Consider the following 17,053-nt stretch of genomic DNA (forward strand, 5'->3'; position numbering starts at 1 on the left):
GACTTTGTGGATCCGCACCCGGACCGCCATCCTGGGAACATGCCCGATACCCTCGAGAGCACGAGCGCGCCCGCCGGCGCCGTGCGCATCACCGGCGTCGAGCGCACCTTCGCGACGAAGGAGGGCGCCCGCACGGTGCTCGCCGACGTCGACCTCGACCTCGCCCCCGGCGAGATCGTCGCGGTCGTCGGCCCCTCGGGGTGCGGCAAGTCCACGCTCCTCCGCCTCGTCGGCGGCCTCGACTCCCCCACCGCCGGCGGGATCACGCTCGACGGCGCGGCCGTCTCGGCGCACGACGAGGCGACGGCGATCGCGTTCCAGGAGCCGCGACTGCTCCCCTGGCGCACGATCGCCCAGAACGTCGCACTCGGCCTCCCCCACGGCACGAAACGCCGCGCCGCGGAGACGCGGGTCGCCGAGCTGCTCGACCTCGTCGGCCTCACCCACGCGGCCGGGCAGCGCCCGCGCGAGGTCTCCGGCGGCATGGCGCAGCGCGCCTCGCTGGCCCGCGCGCTCGCCCGTAGCCCCCGCGTGCTCCTCCTCGACGAGCCCTTCGGCGCGCTCGACGCGCTCACGCGGCTGCGCATGCACGACCTGCTGCTCGACATCCACCGGGCCCAGCCCACGACGATCCTCCTCGTCACGCACGACGTGGAGGAGGCGCTCTACCTCGCCGATCGCGTGCTGATGCTCCGGAACCTCCACGCCGCCGCGCCGGCCGAACCCGAGCGCCCCCGCGCGCGCGTCGTGGCCCTCGGCTCGACCTCGGGAATCGGGGCCCTCGGATCCGCCGGCCCGCACGGATCACCCACGGGCGGATCGGCCGCCGCCCCGCGCCGCGACGGCTCGATCGCGCGCGTCGTGCCCGTGCCCGGCACCCGCCCGCGCGACCGGGGCGCCCGCCCCTTCACCGATCTGCGCACCAGCCTGCTCGACAGCCTGGGCGTTCACCACCCCCACCCGCTCACCACCAAGGAGACCCGATGAGCACCCTCACCCGCCGAATCATTCCCGCGACCGCCGTCGCCGGGGTGATGGCGCTCATGACCACGGGGTGCCTCGCCGGCGAGAGCGGCGGATCCGACGCCCCCGCCGAAGGCAGCGACTGGTCGACGAGCGAGCTCACGCTCGACTGGGCCACCTACAACCCGCTGAGCCTCGTCGTCCGCGACCAGGGCCTCCTCGAGGAGACCTTCGGCGACGACGTCCAGGTCGAGTGGATCCAGTCCGAGGGCAGCAACAAGGCCAACGAGTTCCTGCGCTCCGGATCCGCGGACCTCGCCTCGACGGCTGGGTCCGCCGCGCTGCTCGCGCGCGCCAACGGATCCCCCATCCAGGTGGTCGACATCTACTCGCAGCCCGAGTGGTCGGCGATCGTCGTCGGCCCGGACAGCGACATCGCGGGCCTCGAGGACCTCGAGGGCGCCACGATCGCGGCGACCACGGGCACGGACCCCTACTTCTTCCTGCTGCAGGCGCTCGCCGAGGCGGGCTTGACGATCGACGACGTCACGGTGCAGAACGTCCAGCACGCGGACGGGCGCACCCTCCTCGACAACGGCGACGTCGACGCGTGGGCGGGCCTCGACCCGATCATGGCCGCCGCCGAGGTCGAGTCGGGCGACGAGCTCGTCTACCGCAACGTCGACTTCAACTCCTACGGCTTCCTCAACGCGACCGAGGAGTTCATCGCCGACCACCCCGACGTGGTGCAGGCCGTCGTGGACGCGTACGAGGAGGCCCGTTCCTGGGCCCTCGACAACCCCGAGGAGACCGCCGCGCTGCTCGCCGACGCCGCGGGAATCGACCCGGAGGTCGCCTCGACCGTGATCGAGGAGCGCTCGAACCTCGACGTCTCCGGCGTCCCGGGCGACGCGCAGCTCGCGGTCCTCGAGGTCATCGCGCCGGTGCTCGTCGACTCCGGCGACGTGCAGGGCGGCGAGACCGCCGTGAACGAGGCGCTCGACACGATCGTGAACGACACCTTCGCCACCCAGGCCACCGAATGACACCTGGCACGACCACGACCCGGGGGGCGGCGCGACAGCGCACGCCCCTCTGGTCGCGCACGTGGGTGAAGATCGTCGGCGGCCTCGCGCTGCCGGTCCTCGTCCTCGCGGCGTGGCAGATCGCGACGACCACGGGCGCCGTGCCGACCTACCGCCTGCCCGAGCCGTGGACGGTCGTGCAGGCCGGGATCGACCTCGCCGCGGACGGCGAGCTGTGGCTGCACGTCGCGATCTCCGTCCAGCGCGTCGTCGTCGGCTTCCTCGTGGGATCCGCCGTCGCGCTCGTGTTCGCCGCGCTCGTCGGCCTCTCCCGCGCCGGCAACGTCCTGCTCGCCCCGACGCTCGTCGCGCTGCGCGCCGTGCCGTCGCTCGCGTGGGTGCCGCTGCTGCTCCTGTGGATGTCCATCGGCGAGGAGTCGAAGGTCACGCTCATCGCGATCGGCGCCTTCTTCCCCGTGTACACGACGGTCGCCGACGCGCTCCGGCACGTGGATCCGCTCCTCGTGGAGGCGGGCCGTTCCTTCGGGCTGCGCGGCTGGTCGCTGTTCCGCACGGTGCAGCTGCCCGCCGTGGTCCCGGCCGTCGTCTCGGGCCTGCGCCTCGCGCTCGCGCAGGCCTGGCTGTTCCTCGTGGCCGCCGAGCTGCTGGGCGCGTCGATGGGCCTCGGATACCTGCTGAGCATCTCGCAGACGACCGGCCGCGTCGACCGGATCCTCCTCGCGATCGTCCTTCTCGCGCTGCTCGGCACGATCACCAACGGGCTCCTGCAGCTGTTCGAGCGCTCCGTGTTGAAGAGGTGGGTGTGATGCCGAGCGAGGCGAGGCTGACCGAGAATCGGGTCTTCCCCGCGCCGGCGGACTTCGCCGCGCAGGCGAACGTCGGCGCGGGCGCGTACGCCGAGGCGGCGGCGGATCCCGTCGCCTTCTGGGAGCGCCAGGCGGGCCGCCTCGACTGGGCGCGCGCCTGGGACACGGCGCACACGTGGGATCCGCCCGTCCCGGGACCCGACGGTGAGCTGACCGTGCCCGCGGCGACGTGGTTCGCCGGCGGCACCCTGAACGTCGCGCACAACTGCGTCGACCGGCACGTCGAGGCCGGCCGCGGCGACAAGGTGGCCCTGTTCTTCGAGGGCGAGCCGGGCGACCGCGAGGCCGTGACCTACGCCGACCTGCAGCGCCGCGTGTCGCAGGCCGCCAACGGCCTGCTCGCGCTCGGCATCGAGCCCGGCGACCGGGTCGTGGTCTACCTGCCCGTCCTCGTCGAGACCGTCGTCATCGCGCTCGCGTGCGCACGGATCGGCGCGGTCCACTCGCTCGTCTTCGGCGGGTTCTCGGCCGAGGCCGTGCGCTTCCGCCTGGAGGACACGGGCGCGAAGCTGCTCGTGACGACCGACGGGCAAAACCGCCGCGGCAAGGCCGTCGAGGTGAAGTCGGCCGCCGACGAGGCCGCGCGGGACCTGCCCCACCTCGAGCACGTCCTCGTCGTGCGCCGTACGGGCCAGGACGTGCCGTGGACGGCCGGGCGCGACGTGTGGTGGCACGACATCGTGGACACCGCGAGCGAGACCCACGAGGCGACGCCGTTTCCCGCGGAGCACCCGCTGTTCATCATCTACACCTCGGGCACGACGGGAAAGCCGAAGGGCCTCGTGCACACCTCGGGGGGCTACCTCACGCACGCGAGCTGGGCGCACTACGCGCACTTCGACGCGAAGCCCGACGACGTGCACTGGTGCACGGCCGACCTCGCGTGGGTGACGGCCCACACGTACGAGATCTACGGCCCGCTCTCGAACGGCCTCACGCAGGTCATCTACGAGGGCACGCCCGACGCCCCGCACCGCGAGCGCCACTTCGAGATCATCGAGCGCTACGGCGTGACGGTGTACTACACGGCGCCCACCCTGATCCGCACGTTCATGACGTGGTTCGGCGACACGCTCCCCGCCACGCACGACCTCTCGAGCGTGCGGCTGCTGGGCACGGTCGGCGAGGCGATCAACCCCGAGGCCTGGGTGTGGTTCCGCCGCAATGTCGGGCGGGACGCCGTGCCCGTCGTCGACACCTGGTGGCAGTCCGAGACCGGCGCGGCGATGATCGCGCCGCTGCCCGGCGTGACGACGCTGAAGCCTGGATCCGCGACCGTGGCCCTGCCCGGCATCGACGTGGCCGTCGTCGACGAGGCGGGCGATCCCGTCGCCCCCGGCCGCGCCGGGACGCTCGTCGTGAGGCGGCCGTGGCCCGGCATGGCGCGCACCGTGTGGGGCAACCCCGCGCGCTACCGCGACTCGTACTGGGCGCCGTACGCCGGCAAGGGCGAGGCCGGCGGCTACTACGTCGCGGGCGACGGCGCGACGATGGACGCCGACGGCTACGTCTGGATCCTCGGGCGCCTCGACGACGTCGTCAACGTCTCCGGGCACCGGCTCTCCACGATCGAGATCGAGTCATCGCTCGTCGCGGACCCCACGGTCGGCGAGGCGGGCGTCACGGGCGTCACGGACCCGGTCACGGGCCAGGCCGTCGCGGCGTTCGTCGTCGACGGGGCGGGCGGATCCGCGGATCCGGACGCCCTGCGCCGCCGCGTGAGCCACGACATCGGCCCCATCGCGAAGCCGAAGCACATCGTCCGCGTGCCCGACCTGCCGAAGACCCGCTCGGGTAAGATCCTGCGACGGCTGCTGGCGCAGCTGTGGCACGGCGATCCGCTCGGCGACACCACGAGCCTGCAGAACCCCTGGGCCGTCGAGGGCGTCCGCGACGCCATCGCCGCCGCCCGCGAGAAGGAGACCACATGAGCGAGCACCAGTTCGGCTTCCGCACCCGCGCCCTGCACGCGGGCGGGACCCCCGACGCCACGACCGGCGCGCGCGCCGTGCCGATCTACCAGACCACGTCGTTCGTGTTCGACGATGCGAAGGACGCCGCGAACCTGTTCGCGCTGCAGAAGTACGGCAACATCTACTCGCGCATCGGCAACCCGACGGTCGCGGCGCTCGAGGAGCGCATCGCGTCGCTCGAGGGCGGCATCGGCGCCGTGGCGACCGCGAGCGGCATGTCGGCCGAGTTCATCACCTTCGCGGCCCTTGTCGGCGCGGGCGACCACGTCGTGGCCTCCGCTCAGCTCTACGGCGGCACGGTGACGCAGCTCGACGTGACGCTGCGCCGCTTCGGCGTCGACACGACGTTCGTCGCGAGCGACGACCCCGAGGAGTTCCGCAAGGCGATCCGCGCGAACACCAAGGTCGTCTACACCGAGGTCATCGGCAACCCGGGCGGCGAGATCGCCGACCTCGAGGGGCTCGCGGCCGTCGCGCACGACGCGGGCGTCCCGCTCGTGGTCGACGCGACGCTCGCGACGCCCTACCTCGTCCGCCCCATCGAGCACGGGGCCGACATCGTCATCCATTCGGTGACGAAGTTCCTCGGCGGCCACGGCACGACGCTCGGCGGCGTCGTCGTCGAGGCCGGCACATTCGACTGGGGCAACGGGAAGTTCCCCACCATGACCGAGCCGGTCGAGTCGTACGGCGGGATCCGCTGGTGGGACAACTTCGGCGAGTACGGCTTCCTCACGAAGCTGCGCAGCGAGCAGCTGCGCGACGTCGGCCCCGCGCTCAGCCCGCAGTCGGCGTTCAACCTCCTGCAGGGCGTCGAGACGCTCCCGCAGCGCATCGACGCGCACGTCGCGAACGCGCGCATCGTCGCGGAGTGGCTGGCCTCGGACCCGCGCGTGTCGTTCGTCACGTGGGCGGGCCTGGAGGGGCACCCCCACCAGGAGCGCGCGCAGAAGTACTTCCCGCTCGGGCCGGGATCCGTCTTCGCGTTCGGCGTGCGTCCCGCGGGCGAGTTCGCCGGCGACGAGGCCCAGCTGGCCGCGGCCCGCGCCACGGGCGAGACGGTCATCGAGTCCCTCCAGCTCGCGAGCCACCTCGCCAACATCGGCGACGCCCGCACGCTCGTGATCCACCCGGCCTCGACGACCCACCAGCAGCTCACGCCGGAGCAGCTCACGGCCGCGGGCGTGCCCGCCGACCTCATCCGCATCTCGGTGGGCCTCGAGGACCCCGAGGACATCGTCTGGGACCTCGACCAGGCCCTCACCGCCGCGACAGGAGCGACCCGATGACGAACGCCTGCGAGTTCACCCCGGGAGCGGGAGCTCCCGTGCCCGCCGCGGCCGGCGGATCCGACCCCGCCCACGCGGGCCGCACCTGGCAGGGCCCGGGCGCCGGGGCGCGCCTCGGAATCCTGCGCCGCGCGAAGACAATCGCCATCGTGGGGGCGTCGAACAACCCCGCGCGCGCGAGCTACTTCGTCGGCACGTACCTGCTCTCGAGCTCGCCGTACGAGGTGTTCTTCGTCAACCCCCGCGCTGACGAGATCCTGGGCGAGAAGGCCTACGCCTCCCTCGCCGACCTGCCGGTCGTGCCCGACATCGTCGACGTGTTCCGGCGCGACGAGGACCTGCCGGGCGTCGCCCGCGAGGCCGTCGCGGTCGGCGCGAAGGCGCTCTGGCTGCAGCTCGGATCCTGGAACGAGGAGGCCGCGAAGATCGCGGAGGACGCGGGGCTCGACGTCGTCATGGATCGCTGCGTGAAGATCGAGCACGCGCGCTTCCACGGCGGCCTGCACCTCGCCGGTTTCGACACGGGGGTCATCTCCTCGAAGCGCCAGGTCGTCGCGCGCTGACCCGGGGCGGGTGGTGCGCTCCCACCCTCACCTCGTCTACCATTGTGCCTACAGACGCAATTGAGCGGTTATTGAGTCTCCACGCACAAGGAGGGCCATGTTCGTCCTGACCGCCGACCAGCACGGCAGCCGGGCCGGCCGCGACGCCGTGCCCGACGCGATCGCGCTGACGACCGCCGCCGCGGGCGCGGCGCTCGCGCTCCCGCCCGAGCGCACGGCCGGCGACGAGTTCCAGGCCGTTTTCGACGCCGCGCCCGCCGCCCTCGACGTGGCGCTCGCCCTCACCCGCACGCGGGAGTGGAGCGTCGGCCTCGGCGTCGGGCAGGTGGAGCGCCCCCTCCCCCGGGAAGTGCGCGCCGCACGGGGCGACGCCTTCGTGGCCGCGCGGGACGCTGTCGAGCGGGCAAAGACGGCGCCCACGCGCGTCGCGGTGTCCGGGCCCGGCGCCGCCGACGGCGAGGCCCTCGTCCGCCTCCTCGTCGAGCTGCGCGACCGGCGCAGCGAGGAAGGCTGGGAGGTGTACGACCTCCTCGCGCGGGGGCTCACCCAGCGCGAGGCCGCGGCCGAGCTCGGGATCACGCCGAGCGCGGCGAGCCGGCGCGCCTCGGCGGCGGGGCTGCGCGCCGAGGAGGCGGCCGTCCCGGCCCTGGCGCGCGCGCTCGGCCGCCTGGATCCCGACGCCCCGGGCGAATAGGGCGCCCGCGCCGCGCCGGCTGAGACACTATCGCCATGCTCACCTCCGCGGCCCTGACCGGCACTGTGCTCGGCATCGTCCTGACGGCCACCCTCGGCGCGGCGCTCACCCTCGTGCTCGTCGATCGACGCGCCACGCGCTCCGGCCCACTCCTCGCCGCGGCGATCGTCACGGCGACGGCGCTCGTCGTGGCCGCGCTCGCGCCCGTGTCCGTGCCGCTCCCGATCGCCGCCGTGCTTGCGCTGATCGCGGTCGCCGTCGCGGTCCTCGGCGGGGATCCGGCCGCCCGGCGGGTCCTCGCGAGCGCCTCCGGCGGCGCGCTCGGCGAGGGACCGCACGGCGGGCTCCTGCTGCGCACGACGCCGGGCGCCCCCGGCCCGCAGCCCGAGGTCATGCGCGGCGGGGCCGCGATCGGGTTCCTCGAGCGCGGCGGCGCCGCCCTCGCCATCGTCGTCGGCTATCCCGAGGCGATCGCCGTCGTCGTCGCCATCAAGGGCATCGCGCGGTTCACGGAGCTCGGCACGCCGGAGGCGCGTGAGCGCTTCATCATCGGCACCCTCGCGAGCCTCGGCTGGGCCGCCGTCGCCGCGGCCACGGCGCGCCTCGCGATCTGGTGAGGCGCGCTGCGGCGCGGGGTCAGCCCTCGTAGCCGCCGGGGTTCTTCTGCTGCCAGTTCCAGACGTCGCGCGTCATGTCGTCGATCGTGCGCGTCGCCCGCCACCCGAGCTCGGCCTCGGCCTTCGCGGGCGTGCAGTACGTGGCGGCGAGGTCGCCCGCGCGCCGCGGCTTCACGGACTTCGGGAGCTCGCGGCCGACGGCGCGCTCGAAGGAGGCGACGAGCTCGCGCACGCTCACGGGGTTTCCCGTGCCGAGGTTGTACGCCGTCGTCCCGGGCGCCGCGTTCTCCAGCGCCTTGACGTGGCCCTCCGCGAGGTCCACCACGTGGATGTAGTCGCGCTGACCCGTGCCGTCCGGGGTGTCGTAGTCGTCGCCGAAGATGCCGACCTCGTCGAGCGCGCCGACCGCGACGCGCGCGACGAACGGCATGAGGTTGTTCGGGGTCCCCTTCGGGTCCTCCCCCACGAGGCCCGAGGCGTGCGCGCCGACCGGGTTGAAGTACCGCAGCAGCGTGACGTTCAGCTCCGGGTGGGCCGCCTGCACGTCGGTGAGGACCTGCTCGTTCATGAGCTTCGACTTCGAGTACGGGTTCGACAGCGCCACGAGGTTGCGCGTCGCCTCCTCCGTGAACGGCAGGTCGGCCGGATCCGAGTAGACCGTCCCGGTCGAGGAGAACACGAACGAGCGGATCCCGCGCACGAGCCCGACGCGCAGGAGCGCGTAGGTCGTGTCGAGGTTGTTCGCGTAGTAGGACAGCGGCTGCGCGACCGACTCGCCGACCGCCTTGTACGCCGCGAAGTGCACGATCGCGTCGAACGGGCCGTGGGCGTCGAAGGCGCCCTCGACGACCTCGTCGTCGGCCGCGTCGCCCACGACGAGCGGGACCCGCGCGCCGGTGATCTCCGCGATGCGGTCGATCACGACGCTCGAGGTGTTCGACAGGTCGTCCAGCATGACCGGCTCGTGACCCGCCTCGAGGAGGGAAATGGCCGTGTGGGTCCCAACGTATCCGGCGCCGCCGGCGAGAAGAACGCGCATGAGCCCAGCCTATCGGCAGGGCGCAGCCTCAACCGCCGAGCGAGTCGCCCGACTCCTCGAGATAGCACGCGCCGCACAGGGACTCGTACGTGACGAAGTGCGCGTCGCGCACGGCGGCGGTCGCCGCGTCGATCGCCACCTGGTCCCCCGCGAACACGAACGTCCCGTTGATCACGCGGCCGTTGAACATCGCCTTCCGCCCGCACCGGCAGATCGTCTTGAGCTCCTCCAGCGCGTGCGCGACCTCGAGGAGGCGCCGGGACCCCGGGAACGCTTCGGTCTGGAAGTCGGTGCGGATCCCGTATGCCATCACGGGGATCCCCTCGGTCACGGCGACGCGAAACAGGTCGTCGACCTGCTCCCGCGAGAGAAACTGCGCCTCGTCGACGAGGATGCACGCGACGTCCGCGGGGCGGTCCGCGTCGAAGAGCGCGTCAGCCGCCTCCCGGCGGACGCGGGCGCGCTCGCGCTCCACCAGCGCCCGCACGTCGTCGTCCGGCCGGATCAACACGTCCACCGCGCGGGTCACGCCGAGCCGGGACTCGATCTCGTCGGCACCCTTCGTGTCGATCGCGGGCTTCGCGAGGAGGACCGCCTGCCCGCGCTCCTCGTAGTTGTACGCGGCCTGGAGGAGCGCGGTGGACTTACCCGAGTTCATCGCGCCGTAGCGGAAGTACAGTTTGGCCACCGACCCAGGGTAGCCCGCCCGGCTCGGGACGATCCCCGAGACGCCGCGGGCCCCGCCCGGGTGACCGGACGAGGCCCGCGGGACGCGGATCAGGCGTGGATCGCGAGCGCCTCGGCCGACGCGCCCGTGACGCGCTCGGCGAGCGCCGCGTCGGCGTTGAGCTGCTCGCCCAGGGCGGGGATGAGCTCGCGCAGCGTCGGCTCCCACGCCTCGCGCTGGTCGGGGAAGCAGGTCGACAGCACGTTCAGCATGATCGAGACCGCGGTCGAGGCGCCCGGCGAGGCGCCCAGGAGGCCGGCGATCGACCCGTCGGCCGCCGAGACGACCTCGGTGCCGAACTGCAGCTTCCCGCCCTTCATGACCTGCGCCCGCTGGCCGGCCTGGATGAGCTCCCAGTCGTCGCCGTCGGCGGTCGGAAGGAACTCGCGCAGGCTCTCGATCTTGCGATCGCGGCTCTTGAGCAGCTCGCCCACGAGGTACTTGACGAGGTCGAGGTTCGTCGCGCCGACCTTCAGCATGGATCCGATGTTGCCGAGCCGGACCTGCTGGACGATGTCGGTCCACCGGCCGTTCTTGAGGAACTTCGGGCTGAAGGTCGCGAACGGCCCGAACATGAGGGAGCCCTCGCCGTCGACCATGCGCGCGTCGAGGTGCGGGACCGACATGGGCGGCGCGCCGACGGCGGCCTGCGAGTACACCTTCGCGCGGTGCTGGGCGACGATCTCGGGACGCGAGGTCTTGAGGAACTGGCCGCCGATGGGGAAGACGCCGTAGCCCTTGATCTCGGGGATCCCGGACTTCTGGAGGAGCTTCAGGGCCCAGCCGCCTGCGCCGACGAAAACGAAGCGCGCGTTCACGCGGCCGGGCGTGCTGCCGACGCGGTTGCGGAAGCGCACGTCCCACGTGCCGTCGCTCTTCTTCTTCAGCCCGCGCACCTCGGTGTTCAGGCGCACGTCGACGCCCGCGTCGTCGAGGTGCCGGAAGAGCTGGCGGGTAATCGCGCCGAAGTCGACGTCGGTCCCCGCCGGCACGCGCGTCGCCGCGAACGGCTCGCCGCGGCGACGGTTCTTCATGAGCAGCGGCGCCCACTGGTGGATGACCCGCGAGTCCTCGCTGTACTCGATCCCCGCGAACAGGGGCTGCTCTTTCAGCGTTTCGTACCGCGCGCGCAGGTACGCGACGTCCTTCTCGCCCTGCACGAAGGTCATGTGCGGGGTCTGGTTGATGAACGTCTCGGAGGCGCCGAGGATGCCGCGATCGATGAGCGACGACCAGAGCTGCCGGCTGACCTGGAACTGCTCGTTGATGCCGACGGCCTTGGACGGATCCGCGGCGTCGGGCATGTAGTTCAGCTCACAGAGCGCCGCGTGGCCCGTGCCCGCGTTGTTCCAGGGGTTCGAGCTCTCCTGCGCCACGTCGCCGAGGCGCTCGAAGGCCATGATCTTCCAGTCGGGCTGCAGTTCTTTGAGGAGGGTGCCCAGCGTGGCGGACATGACCCCGCCGCCGACGAGCACGACATCTACGGATTCGCTCACGATGTTCCAGCCTACTCCCGCCCGGGTGCGGGGAATCCGTGCGGATCCCCCGAAAGTTCGCGGATTCTTGCGCTCTCGGCGCGGATCAGGCGCCCTGCGCGACGCGCGCCGCGACGAGCTCGGCGATCTGCACCGTGTTGAGCGCCGCGCCCTTGCGCAGGTTGTCGTTCGCGATGAACATCGCGAGCCCGCGCCCCTCGGGGGCCGCCTGGTCCGGGCGGATCCGGCCGACGTAGCTCGGGTCGCTGCCCGCGGCCTGGAGCGGCGTGGGGACATCGGCCAGCGCCACGCCGGGGGCGTCCGCGAGCAGCTCGCGCGCGCGCTCGAGCGTGATCTCGTCGCGGAACTCCGCGTTGATCGTCAGCGAGTGGCCCGTGAAGACGGGCACGCGCACGCAGGTGCCGGACACGCGCAGGTCCGGCAGCTCGAGGATCTTGCGGCTCTCGTTACGGAGCTTCTTCTCCTCGTCCGTCTCCCCGAGCCCGTCGTCGACGAGGTTGCCGGCCAGGGCGAGCACGTCGAAAGCGATGGGCGCCACGTACTTCTCCGGCGCGGGGAAGTCGATCGCGGATCCGTCGTGCACGAGGCGCTCCAGACCGCCCTGCTGGACCGCGGCCTCGACCTGGCCGCGCAGCTCCTCGACGCCGCCGAGGCCGGATCCCGAGACCGCCTGGTAGGTCGAGACGACGAGCCGCTCGAGCCCCGCCGCGCCATCGAGGACCTTCAGGACCGGCATCGCGGCCATGGTCGTGCAGTTGGGGTTGGCGACGATGCCCTTGCGCGCCTCGTCGATCGCGTGCGGGTTCACCTCGCTCACCACGAGCGGCACGTCCGGATCCATGCGCCACGCGCTCGAGTTGTCGACGACGAGCGCGCCGGCCGCGGCGAAGCGGGGGGCGTGCTCGGTCGAGGCCGCGCCGCCCGCGGAGAACAGCGCCACGTCGATGCCCGAGAGGTCGGTCGTGTGGATGTCCTCCACGACGACGTCGACACCCGCGTAGGAGAGCTGCCTGCCGGCCGAGCGCGGCGAGGCGAACAGCCGCAGCTCGCGCACGGGGAACGCGCGCGCAGCGAGGATCTCGAGCATCTTGCCGCCGACCTGACCGGTCGCGCCGACGACGGCGACCGAGACGCCCGAGGATGCGATGTGTGCCATGGGTGTTCTCCTGCTCAGCGGCCGGTGCCGGCGTAGACGGTCGCCTCGACGCCACCGTCGAGGCCGTAGGCGGTGTGGACGGCGCGCGCCGCCTCGTCGAGGTCGGTGTCGCGCAGGACGACCGAGATGCGGATCTCGCTCGTCGAGATCATCTCGATGTTGATGCGGTGGCGGCTGAGGGCGTCGAAGAGCGTCAGCGAGACGCCCGAGTGGGACCGCATGCCCGCGCCGACGACCGACAGCTTGCCGACCTGGTCGTCGTGGACGATCGCCTCGAACCCCAGCTCGGACTGCTCGGCCTGGAGCTGCTGCGCCACGCCCCGCGCCTGCTCCTTCGGGAGCGTGAACGAGATGTCCGTGCGGCCGGGGCTCGCGGACTGCACGTTCTGGACGATCATGTCGATGTTGGCGCCGGCCTTCGACACGCGCGTGAAGATCGCGGAGGCCGACCCCGGCACGTCGGGGACCCCGACGACCGTGATCTTGGCCTGGCTGCGGTCGATGGCCACGCCGGCGACGACGGGCTCCTCCTTGCCGATGACGTCGGTCATGTCTTCTCCCTTGGCCAGGCGGGGGTCGGTCATCCCCTCACCGAGAACGTACGTGCCCTCGTTCGACGTGAACGTGGATCGGGCGTGGATGAGAACGTTGTGCCGCCGCGCATATTCCACGGCGCGAATGTAGAGCACCTTGGCGCCGTTCGCGGCGAGCTCGAGCATCTCCTCGGCCGAGATCGCGTCGAGCTTGCGGGCGAGGGGGACGACGCGCGGGTCGCACGTGAACACCCCGTCGACGTCGCTGTAGATCTCGCACACGTCCGCGCCGAGCGCGGCCGCGAGCGCGACCGCCGTGGTGTCGGATCCGCCGCGCCCCAGCGTCGTGATGTCGCGGGTGTCGCGGTTGAAGCCCTGGAACCCCGCGACGATGACGATCGCGCCCTCGTCAAGCGCCTCGCGCAGGCGCACGGGCGTGACGTCGACGATGCGGGCGGATCCGTGGTCCGCCGTCGTGATCATGCCCGCCTGGCTCCCCGTGAACGAGCGGGCCTCGTAGCCGAGGGAGTGGATCGTCATGGCCAACAGTGCCATCGAGATCCGCTCGCCGCTCGAGAGGAGCATGTCGAGCTCGCGCGGGGCGGGCGTCGGAGCGACCGCGTGCGCGAGGTCGAGGAGCTCGTCGGTCGTGTCCCCCATCGCGCTGACGGCCACGACGACGTCGTTGCCCGCGCGGCGGGTGTCGACGATGCGCTTGGCGACGCGCTTGATGCTCTCGGCATCCGCGACGCTGGATCCGCCGAACTTCTGCACAATCAATGCCACGAAGAGACTCCTGGGTGGGGCTGCGGGCGGAGGACGTGTCGCCCGTCCGACCAGCTTAGAGCGGATTCCCAGCGGGGCGAGAATCGGGCTACGCCGAGCGACGCCCCTCGAAGGCGCGGCCCAGCGTGATCTCGTCGGCGTACTCGAGGTCGCCGCCCACGGGCAGGCCGGACGCGAGGCGCGTCACGGCGATCTCCATCGAGGCGAGCAGGCGGCTGAGGTACGCCGCGGTGGCCTCGCCCTCGAGGTTGGGGTTCGTGGCGAGGATGATCTCCTGGACCGTGCCATCGGACAGCCGCGTCATGAGCTCGCGGATCCGGAGGTTGTCGGGGCCGACGCCCGCGATCGGGCTGATGGCGCCGCCGAGCACGTGGTAGAGGCCGCGGAATTCCCGCGTGCGCTCGATGGCGGCGACGTCCTTCGCGTCCTCCACGACGCAGACAAGGCTCTGGTCGCGCCGGGGGTCGCGGCAGATCGCGCACAGCTCGGCCTCGGAGACGTTGCCGCAGCGCTCGCAGAACTTCACGCGCTCCCGCACGTCGCGCAGGAGCTCGCTGAGGCGCGAGACGTCGAAGCTCGGCGTCTGCAGGATGTGAAAGGCGATGCGCTGGGCCGACTTCGGGCCGACGCCGGGCAGGCGGCCCAGCTCGTCGATCAGCTCTTGGACGATGCCGTCGTACATAACGAGTCCTTAGCTCGGGGCGTCAGTGGAAGCGGGTGGGAGGCTCGTAGTCCTCCTCGTGCAGGAAGCGCGCGCCGAGCTTCTGGCGGACGACGGCCTCGCCGTATCGCTCGATGCCGTCCTCCAGGCGGACCTGCCGTGCCTGGACGCGCGGCGCCGCGGGCTCGTCGATGACCTCGCCGTCGCGCGCGGGGGCGGCCTGGCGCGCGGACTCCGGGACCTCGGCCTCGGCCGGGTCCTCGTCGACGGCGAGCGCGGGGCCAGCGGCGAAGGGCGGCGGCGCGGCCGCCGCCGGCGCGGCCGCGCCGGGGATCGGGGCAACCGCCCATCCGGACGCGGGCGCCGCGGCGTACGCGGAGGTCTGCGGCCGCGGCGCCTCGCGCGCGGGCGGGGGGCCCTGATCGTCGTCGGGCTCCGGCGGCTCGTCGCCGTACGGCGGCTCCTCCGGCGGCGCCTCCGGCACGTGCTTCGCGAGGAACTTCACGCGCGCGCCGAGAACCGCCCCGAGGGCGGCGCGCAGGTCCTCGCTCACCCCCGCGCCGTCCGGGGCCCGGGTCTTGAAGCGCCCGAGATCGGCGGCGTTCGTGAAGGCGAGACCGACGACGTCGCCCGCGACGTGGACGACGGACGCCGACTGCAGGACGAGCCACGAGGAGCGGCTCGCGGCCTCGACGGCGCCGAGCACGCGCGGCCACGCGGCGCGCACACCCTCGAGCGACAGCGTCGCGGGCGCCGCGCCGGCCGGGTCGGGCTCGCCCCCGCTGCGCGCCGTCGCGGAGGACGTCGGCTCGGGCGCCGGGGACGCGGGCTCGGCGGCGGCCGGTTCCGCACCGGCGCGCGACGGGGAGGCGCCGTCGCGCGGAGCGGCGGCACCGCGCGAGGACGGGGAGGCCCCGTCGCCCGCGGGCGCGGGTTCCGGAGCGGGCGCGGCGGTGTCGGCGGCCGCGGGCCGGCCCGGAACCGCCGTGGCCCAGCCCGCCGCGGGGCCCTCGTCCGCCGCGGGTGCGGCGGCGGGAGCGGGGCGCGCGGCCTCGGCGGCCCGCCCGGTGGATGCGGGCGACGCCGCGGCAGGCGGCGCGGCCGGCGACGCGGCGGGGGCCGGCTCCGCGGACCGGGCGGGAGCCGCGGCGGGTTCCGCGCCCGGCGACGCGGCGGGGGCCGCCGGCCCCGCGGACGGGTCGGGAGCCGCGCCCGGGGCAGGCTTCTCCGCCGGCTCGGCCGCGCCGGGGGCGGGAGCCGCGGCGGGCTGCGGGGCGGGTGCGGTCGGAGCCGCGGCCGGAGCTCCCGAGGCGGCGGCAGGAGCCGCCGTCTCCGGCGACTGCCGCGGCGCGGCGGCAGGGCCGGGAGCCGCGACGGCGGCCGACGTCGCGGCGGGAGCCGGCACTCCCGGAGAAGCGGCGGCGGGCGCGGCAGCGGGCGGCGCGGGCGCGGGGCGCGCGGTCGATGCCGCCGGGGCCGCGTCGCGGCGGGCGGGCGGGCCGTCCGCGGTGGCGGGCGCGGCGACGGGCTCGTCGGCCGTCAGGACGCGCGCGATCATGAGCTCAAGCTGCAGGCGCGGCGACGTGGCCCCCGTCATCTGATCGAGCGCGGCGCTGACGATGTCGGCCGTGCGCGACAGGCGCGCCGTGCCGTACACCTCGGCCTGGTGCTGCATGCGCTCCAGCTCGTCGGCGGGGAGGCCGCGCAGCACGGCCGAGGCCGCGGGCCCCGTCGCGGCGATCACGATGAGATCGCGCAGGCGCTCGAGCAGGTCGTCGACGAAGCGGCGCGGATCCTGACCGGTCTGCACGACGCGATCGACGGCGCCGAACGCCGCGCCCGCGTCGGAGGACGCGAACGCCGCGACGACCTCGTCGAGGAGCTCGGCGTGCGTGTAGCCGAGCAGCGCCACGGCGCGCTCGTACGAGACCGCGTCGCCCTCGGATCCCGCGATGAGCTGATCCAGGATCGACAGCGTGTCGCGCGGCGAGCCCGCGCCGGCGCGCACGACGAGCGGGAGCACGCCGCCGTCCGGGCGGATCCCCTCCTCCGCGCACAGCTTCTCGGTGTACTCGAGCATCGCCGCGGGCGGCACGAGGCGGAACGGGTAGTGATGCGTGCGGGACCGGATCGTGCCAATGACCTTCTCGGGCTCGGTGGTCGCGAAGATGAACTTCACGTGCGCCGGCGGCTCCTCGACGAGCTTCAGGAGCGCATTGAAGCCCTGCGCCGTCACCATGTGCGCCTCGTCGAGGATGAAGATCTTAAAGCGGTCGCGCGCCGGGGCGAAGATCGCCCGCTCGCGGAGGTCGCGCGCGTCGTCGACGCCGTTGTGGCTCGCGGCGTCGATCTCCACGACGTCGAGCGACCCGCCGCCCGCGCGCGAGAGCTCGACGCAGCTGTCGCACTCGCCGCATGGCGTGTCGGTGGGGCCTTCGGCGCAGTTCAGGCACCGCGCGAGGATCCGCGCCGATGTGGTCTTGCCGCACCCGCGCGGGCCGGAGAACAGATAGGCGTGCCCGATCCGATCCGAGCGCAGCGCGGTCATGAGCGGCTCGGTCACCTGGGACTGACCGATCATCTCCGCGAAGCTCTCGGGACGGTAGCGGCGGTACAGGGCTGTGCTCACTCCCCCAGCCTACGG

General features: G+C 73.3%; 15 protein-coding genes. 8 read left to right on the forward strand and 7 right to left on the reverse strand.

Annotated features, from left to right (window positions below; all coding sequences use genetic code 11):
* Positions 1-39 precede the first annotated feature (39 nt).
* From G8E01_RS10305 to G8E01_RS10340, 8 genes are all read left to right on the forward strand, one after another.
* The gene (locus G8E01_RS10305) at positions 40-987 is read left to right on the forward strand and encodes an ABC transporter ATP-binding protein (RefSeq protein WP_166319351.1); all 948 of its coding nucleotides are present in this window, start codon (positions 40-42) and stop codon (positions 985-987) included.
* Positions 984-2,009, forward strand: coding sequence for an aliphatic sulfonate ABC transporter substrate-binding protein (locus G8E01_RS10310; RefSeq protein ID WP_166319353.1), 1,026 nt, complete (start codon positions 984-986; stop codon positions 2,007-2,009). Before G8E01_RS10305 ends, G8E01_RS10310 begins: the two co-directional genes overlap by 4 nt.
* Positions 2,006-2,815: an ABC transporter permease gene (locus G8E01_RS10315; protein WP_166319355.1), complete on the forward strand. Its 810-nt coding sequence runs from the start codon at positions 2,006-2,008 to the stop codon at positions 2,813-2,815. The genes G8E01_RS10310 and G8E01_RS10315 overlap by 4 nt, the downstream gene beginning before the upstream one ends.
* On the forward strand, positions 2,815-4,806 hold the full coding sequence (acs, locus tag G8E01_RS10320; RefSeq protein ID WP_166319357.1) for an acetate--CoA ligase: 1,992 nt from the start codon (positions 2,815-2,817) through the stop codon (positions 4,804-4,806). The genes G8E01_RS10315 and acs overlap by 1 nt, the downstream gene beginning before the upstream one ends.
* Positions 4,803-6,137 carry an O-acetylhomoserine aminocarboxypropyltransferase/cysteine synthase family protein gene (locus G8E01_RS10325; RefSeq protein ID WP_166319359.1) on the forward strand — a complete coding sequence of 445 codons (1,335 nt, stop codon included), beginning with the start codon at positions 4,803-4,805 and terminating at the stop codon, positions 6,135-6,137. The genes acs and G8E01_RS10325 overlap by 4 nt, the downstream gene beginning before the upstream one ends.
* The gene (locus G8E01_RS10330) at positions 6,134-6,700 is read left to right on the forward strand and encodes a CoA-binding protein (protein WP_166319361.1); all 567 of its coding nucleotides are present in this window, start codon (positions 6,134-6,136) and stop codon (positions 6,698-6,700) included. The genes G8E01_RS10325 and G8E01_RS10330 overlap by 4 nt, the downstream gene beginning before the upstream one ends.
* A 97-nt stretch (positions 6,701-6,797) precedes the next feature.
* Positions 6,798-7,394 (forward strand): DNA-binding protein, encoded by a 597-nt coding sequence (locus tag G8E01_RS10335; RefSeq protein ID WP_166319363.1) that lies wholly within the window; start codon positions 6,798-6,800, stop codon positions 7,392-7,394.
* Between the two features lie 35 nt (positions 7,395-7,429).
* Positions 7,430-8,011 carry a hypothetical protein gene (locus G8E01_RS10340; protein WP_166319365.1) on the forward strand — a complete coding sequence of 194 codons (582 nt, stop codon included), beginning with the start codon at positions 7,430-7,432 and terminating at the stop codon, positions 8,009-8,011.
* A 19-nt stretch (positions 8,012-8,030) separates the two neighbouring features.
* On the opposite strand, the gene galE is transcribed toward G8E01_RS10340, so the two are convergent.
* The 7 genes from galE to G8E01_RS10375 all read right to left on the reverse strand — a co-directional run bounded on the left by galE (position 8,031) and on the right by G8E01_RS10375 (position 17,038).
* The gene (gene galE, locus G8E01_RS10345; protein ID WP_166319367.1) at positions 8,031-9,050 is read right to left on the reverse strand and encodes a UDP-glucose 4-epimerase GalE; all 1,020 of its coding nucleotides are present in this window, start codon (positions 9,048-9,050) and stop codon (positions 8,031-8,033) included.
* Positions 9,051-9,078: 28 nt separating this feature from the next.
* Positions 9,079-9,738 carry a thymidine kinase gene (locus G8E01_RS10350; protein WP_166319369.1) on the reverse strand — a complete coding sequence of 220 codons (660 nt, stop codon included), beginning with the start codon at positions 9,736-9,738 and terminating at the stop codon, positions 9,079-9,081.
* Between the two features lie 89 nt (positions 9,739-9,827).
* Positions 9,828-11,273, reverse strand: a complete 1,446-nt coding sequence (gene mqo, locus G8E01_RS10355) for a malate dehydrogenase (quinone) (RefSeq protein WP_338100797.1) — start codon at positions 11,271-11,273, stop codon at positions 9,828-9,830.
* Between the two features lie 85 nt (positions 11,274-11,358).
* On the reverse strand, positions 11,359-12,429 hold the full coding sequence (locus G8E01_RS10360; RefSeq protein WP_166319371.1) for an aspartate-semialdehyde dehydrogenase: 1,071 nt from the start codon (positions 12,427-12,429) through the stop codon (positions 11,359-11,361).
* 14 nt (positions 12,430-12,443) lie between these two features.
* The gene (locus G8E01_RS10365; protein WP_166319373.1) at positions 12,444-13,748 is read right to left on the reverse strand and encodes an aspartate kinase; all 1,305 of its coding nucleotides are present in this window, start codon (positions 13,746-13,748) and stop codon (positions 12,444-12,446) included.
* 88 nt (positions 13,749-13,836) lie between these two features.
* On the reverse strand, positions 13,837-14,430 hold the full coding sequence (gene recR, locus G8E01_RS10370; RefSeq protein WP_166319375.1) for a recombination mediator RecR: 594 nt from the start codon (positions 14,428-14,430) through the stop codon (positions 13,837-13,839).
* Positions 14,431-14,452: 22 nt separating this feature from the next.
* Positions 14,453-17,038, reverse strand: a complete 2,586-nt coding sequence (locus tag G8E01_RS10375) for a DNA polymerase III subunit gamma and tau (RefSeq protein WP_338100798.1) — start codon at positions 17,036-17,038, stop codon at positions 14,453-14,455.
* Between the last annotated feature and the right edge of the window lie 15 nt (positions 17,039-17,053).

The sequence above is a fragment of the Microbacterium excoecariae genome (assembly GCF_011326725.1).
Classification (GTDB): domain Bacteria; phylum Actinomycetota; class Actinomycetes; order Actinomycetales; family Microbacteriaceae; genus Microbacterium; species Microbacterium excoecariae.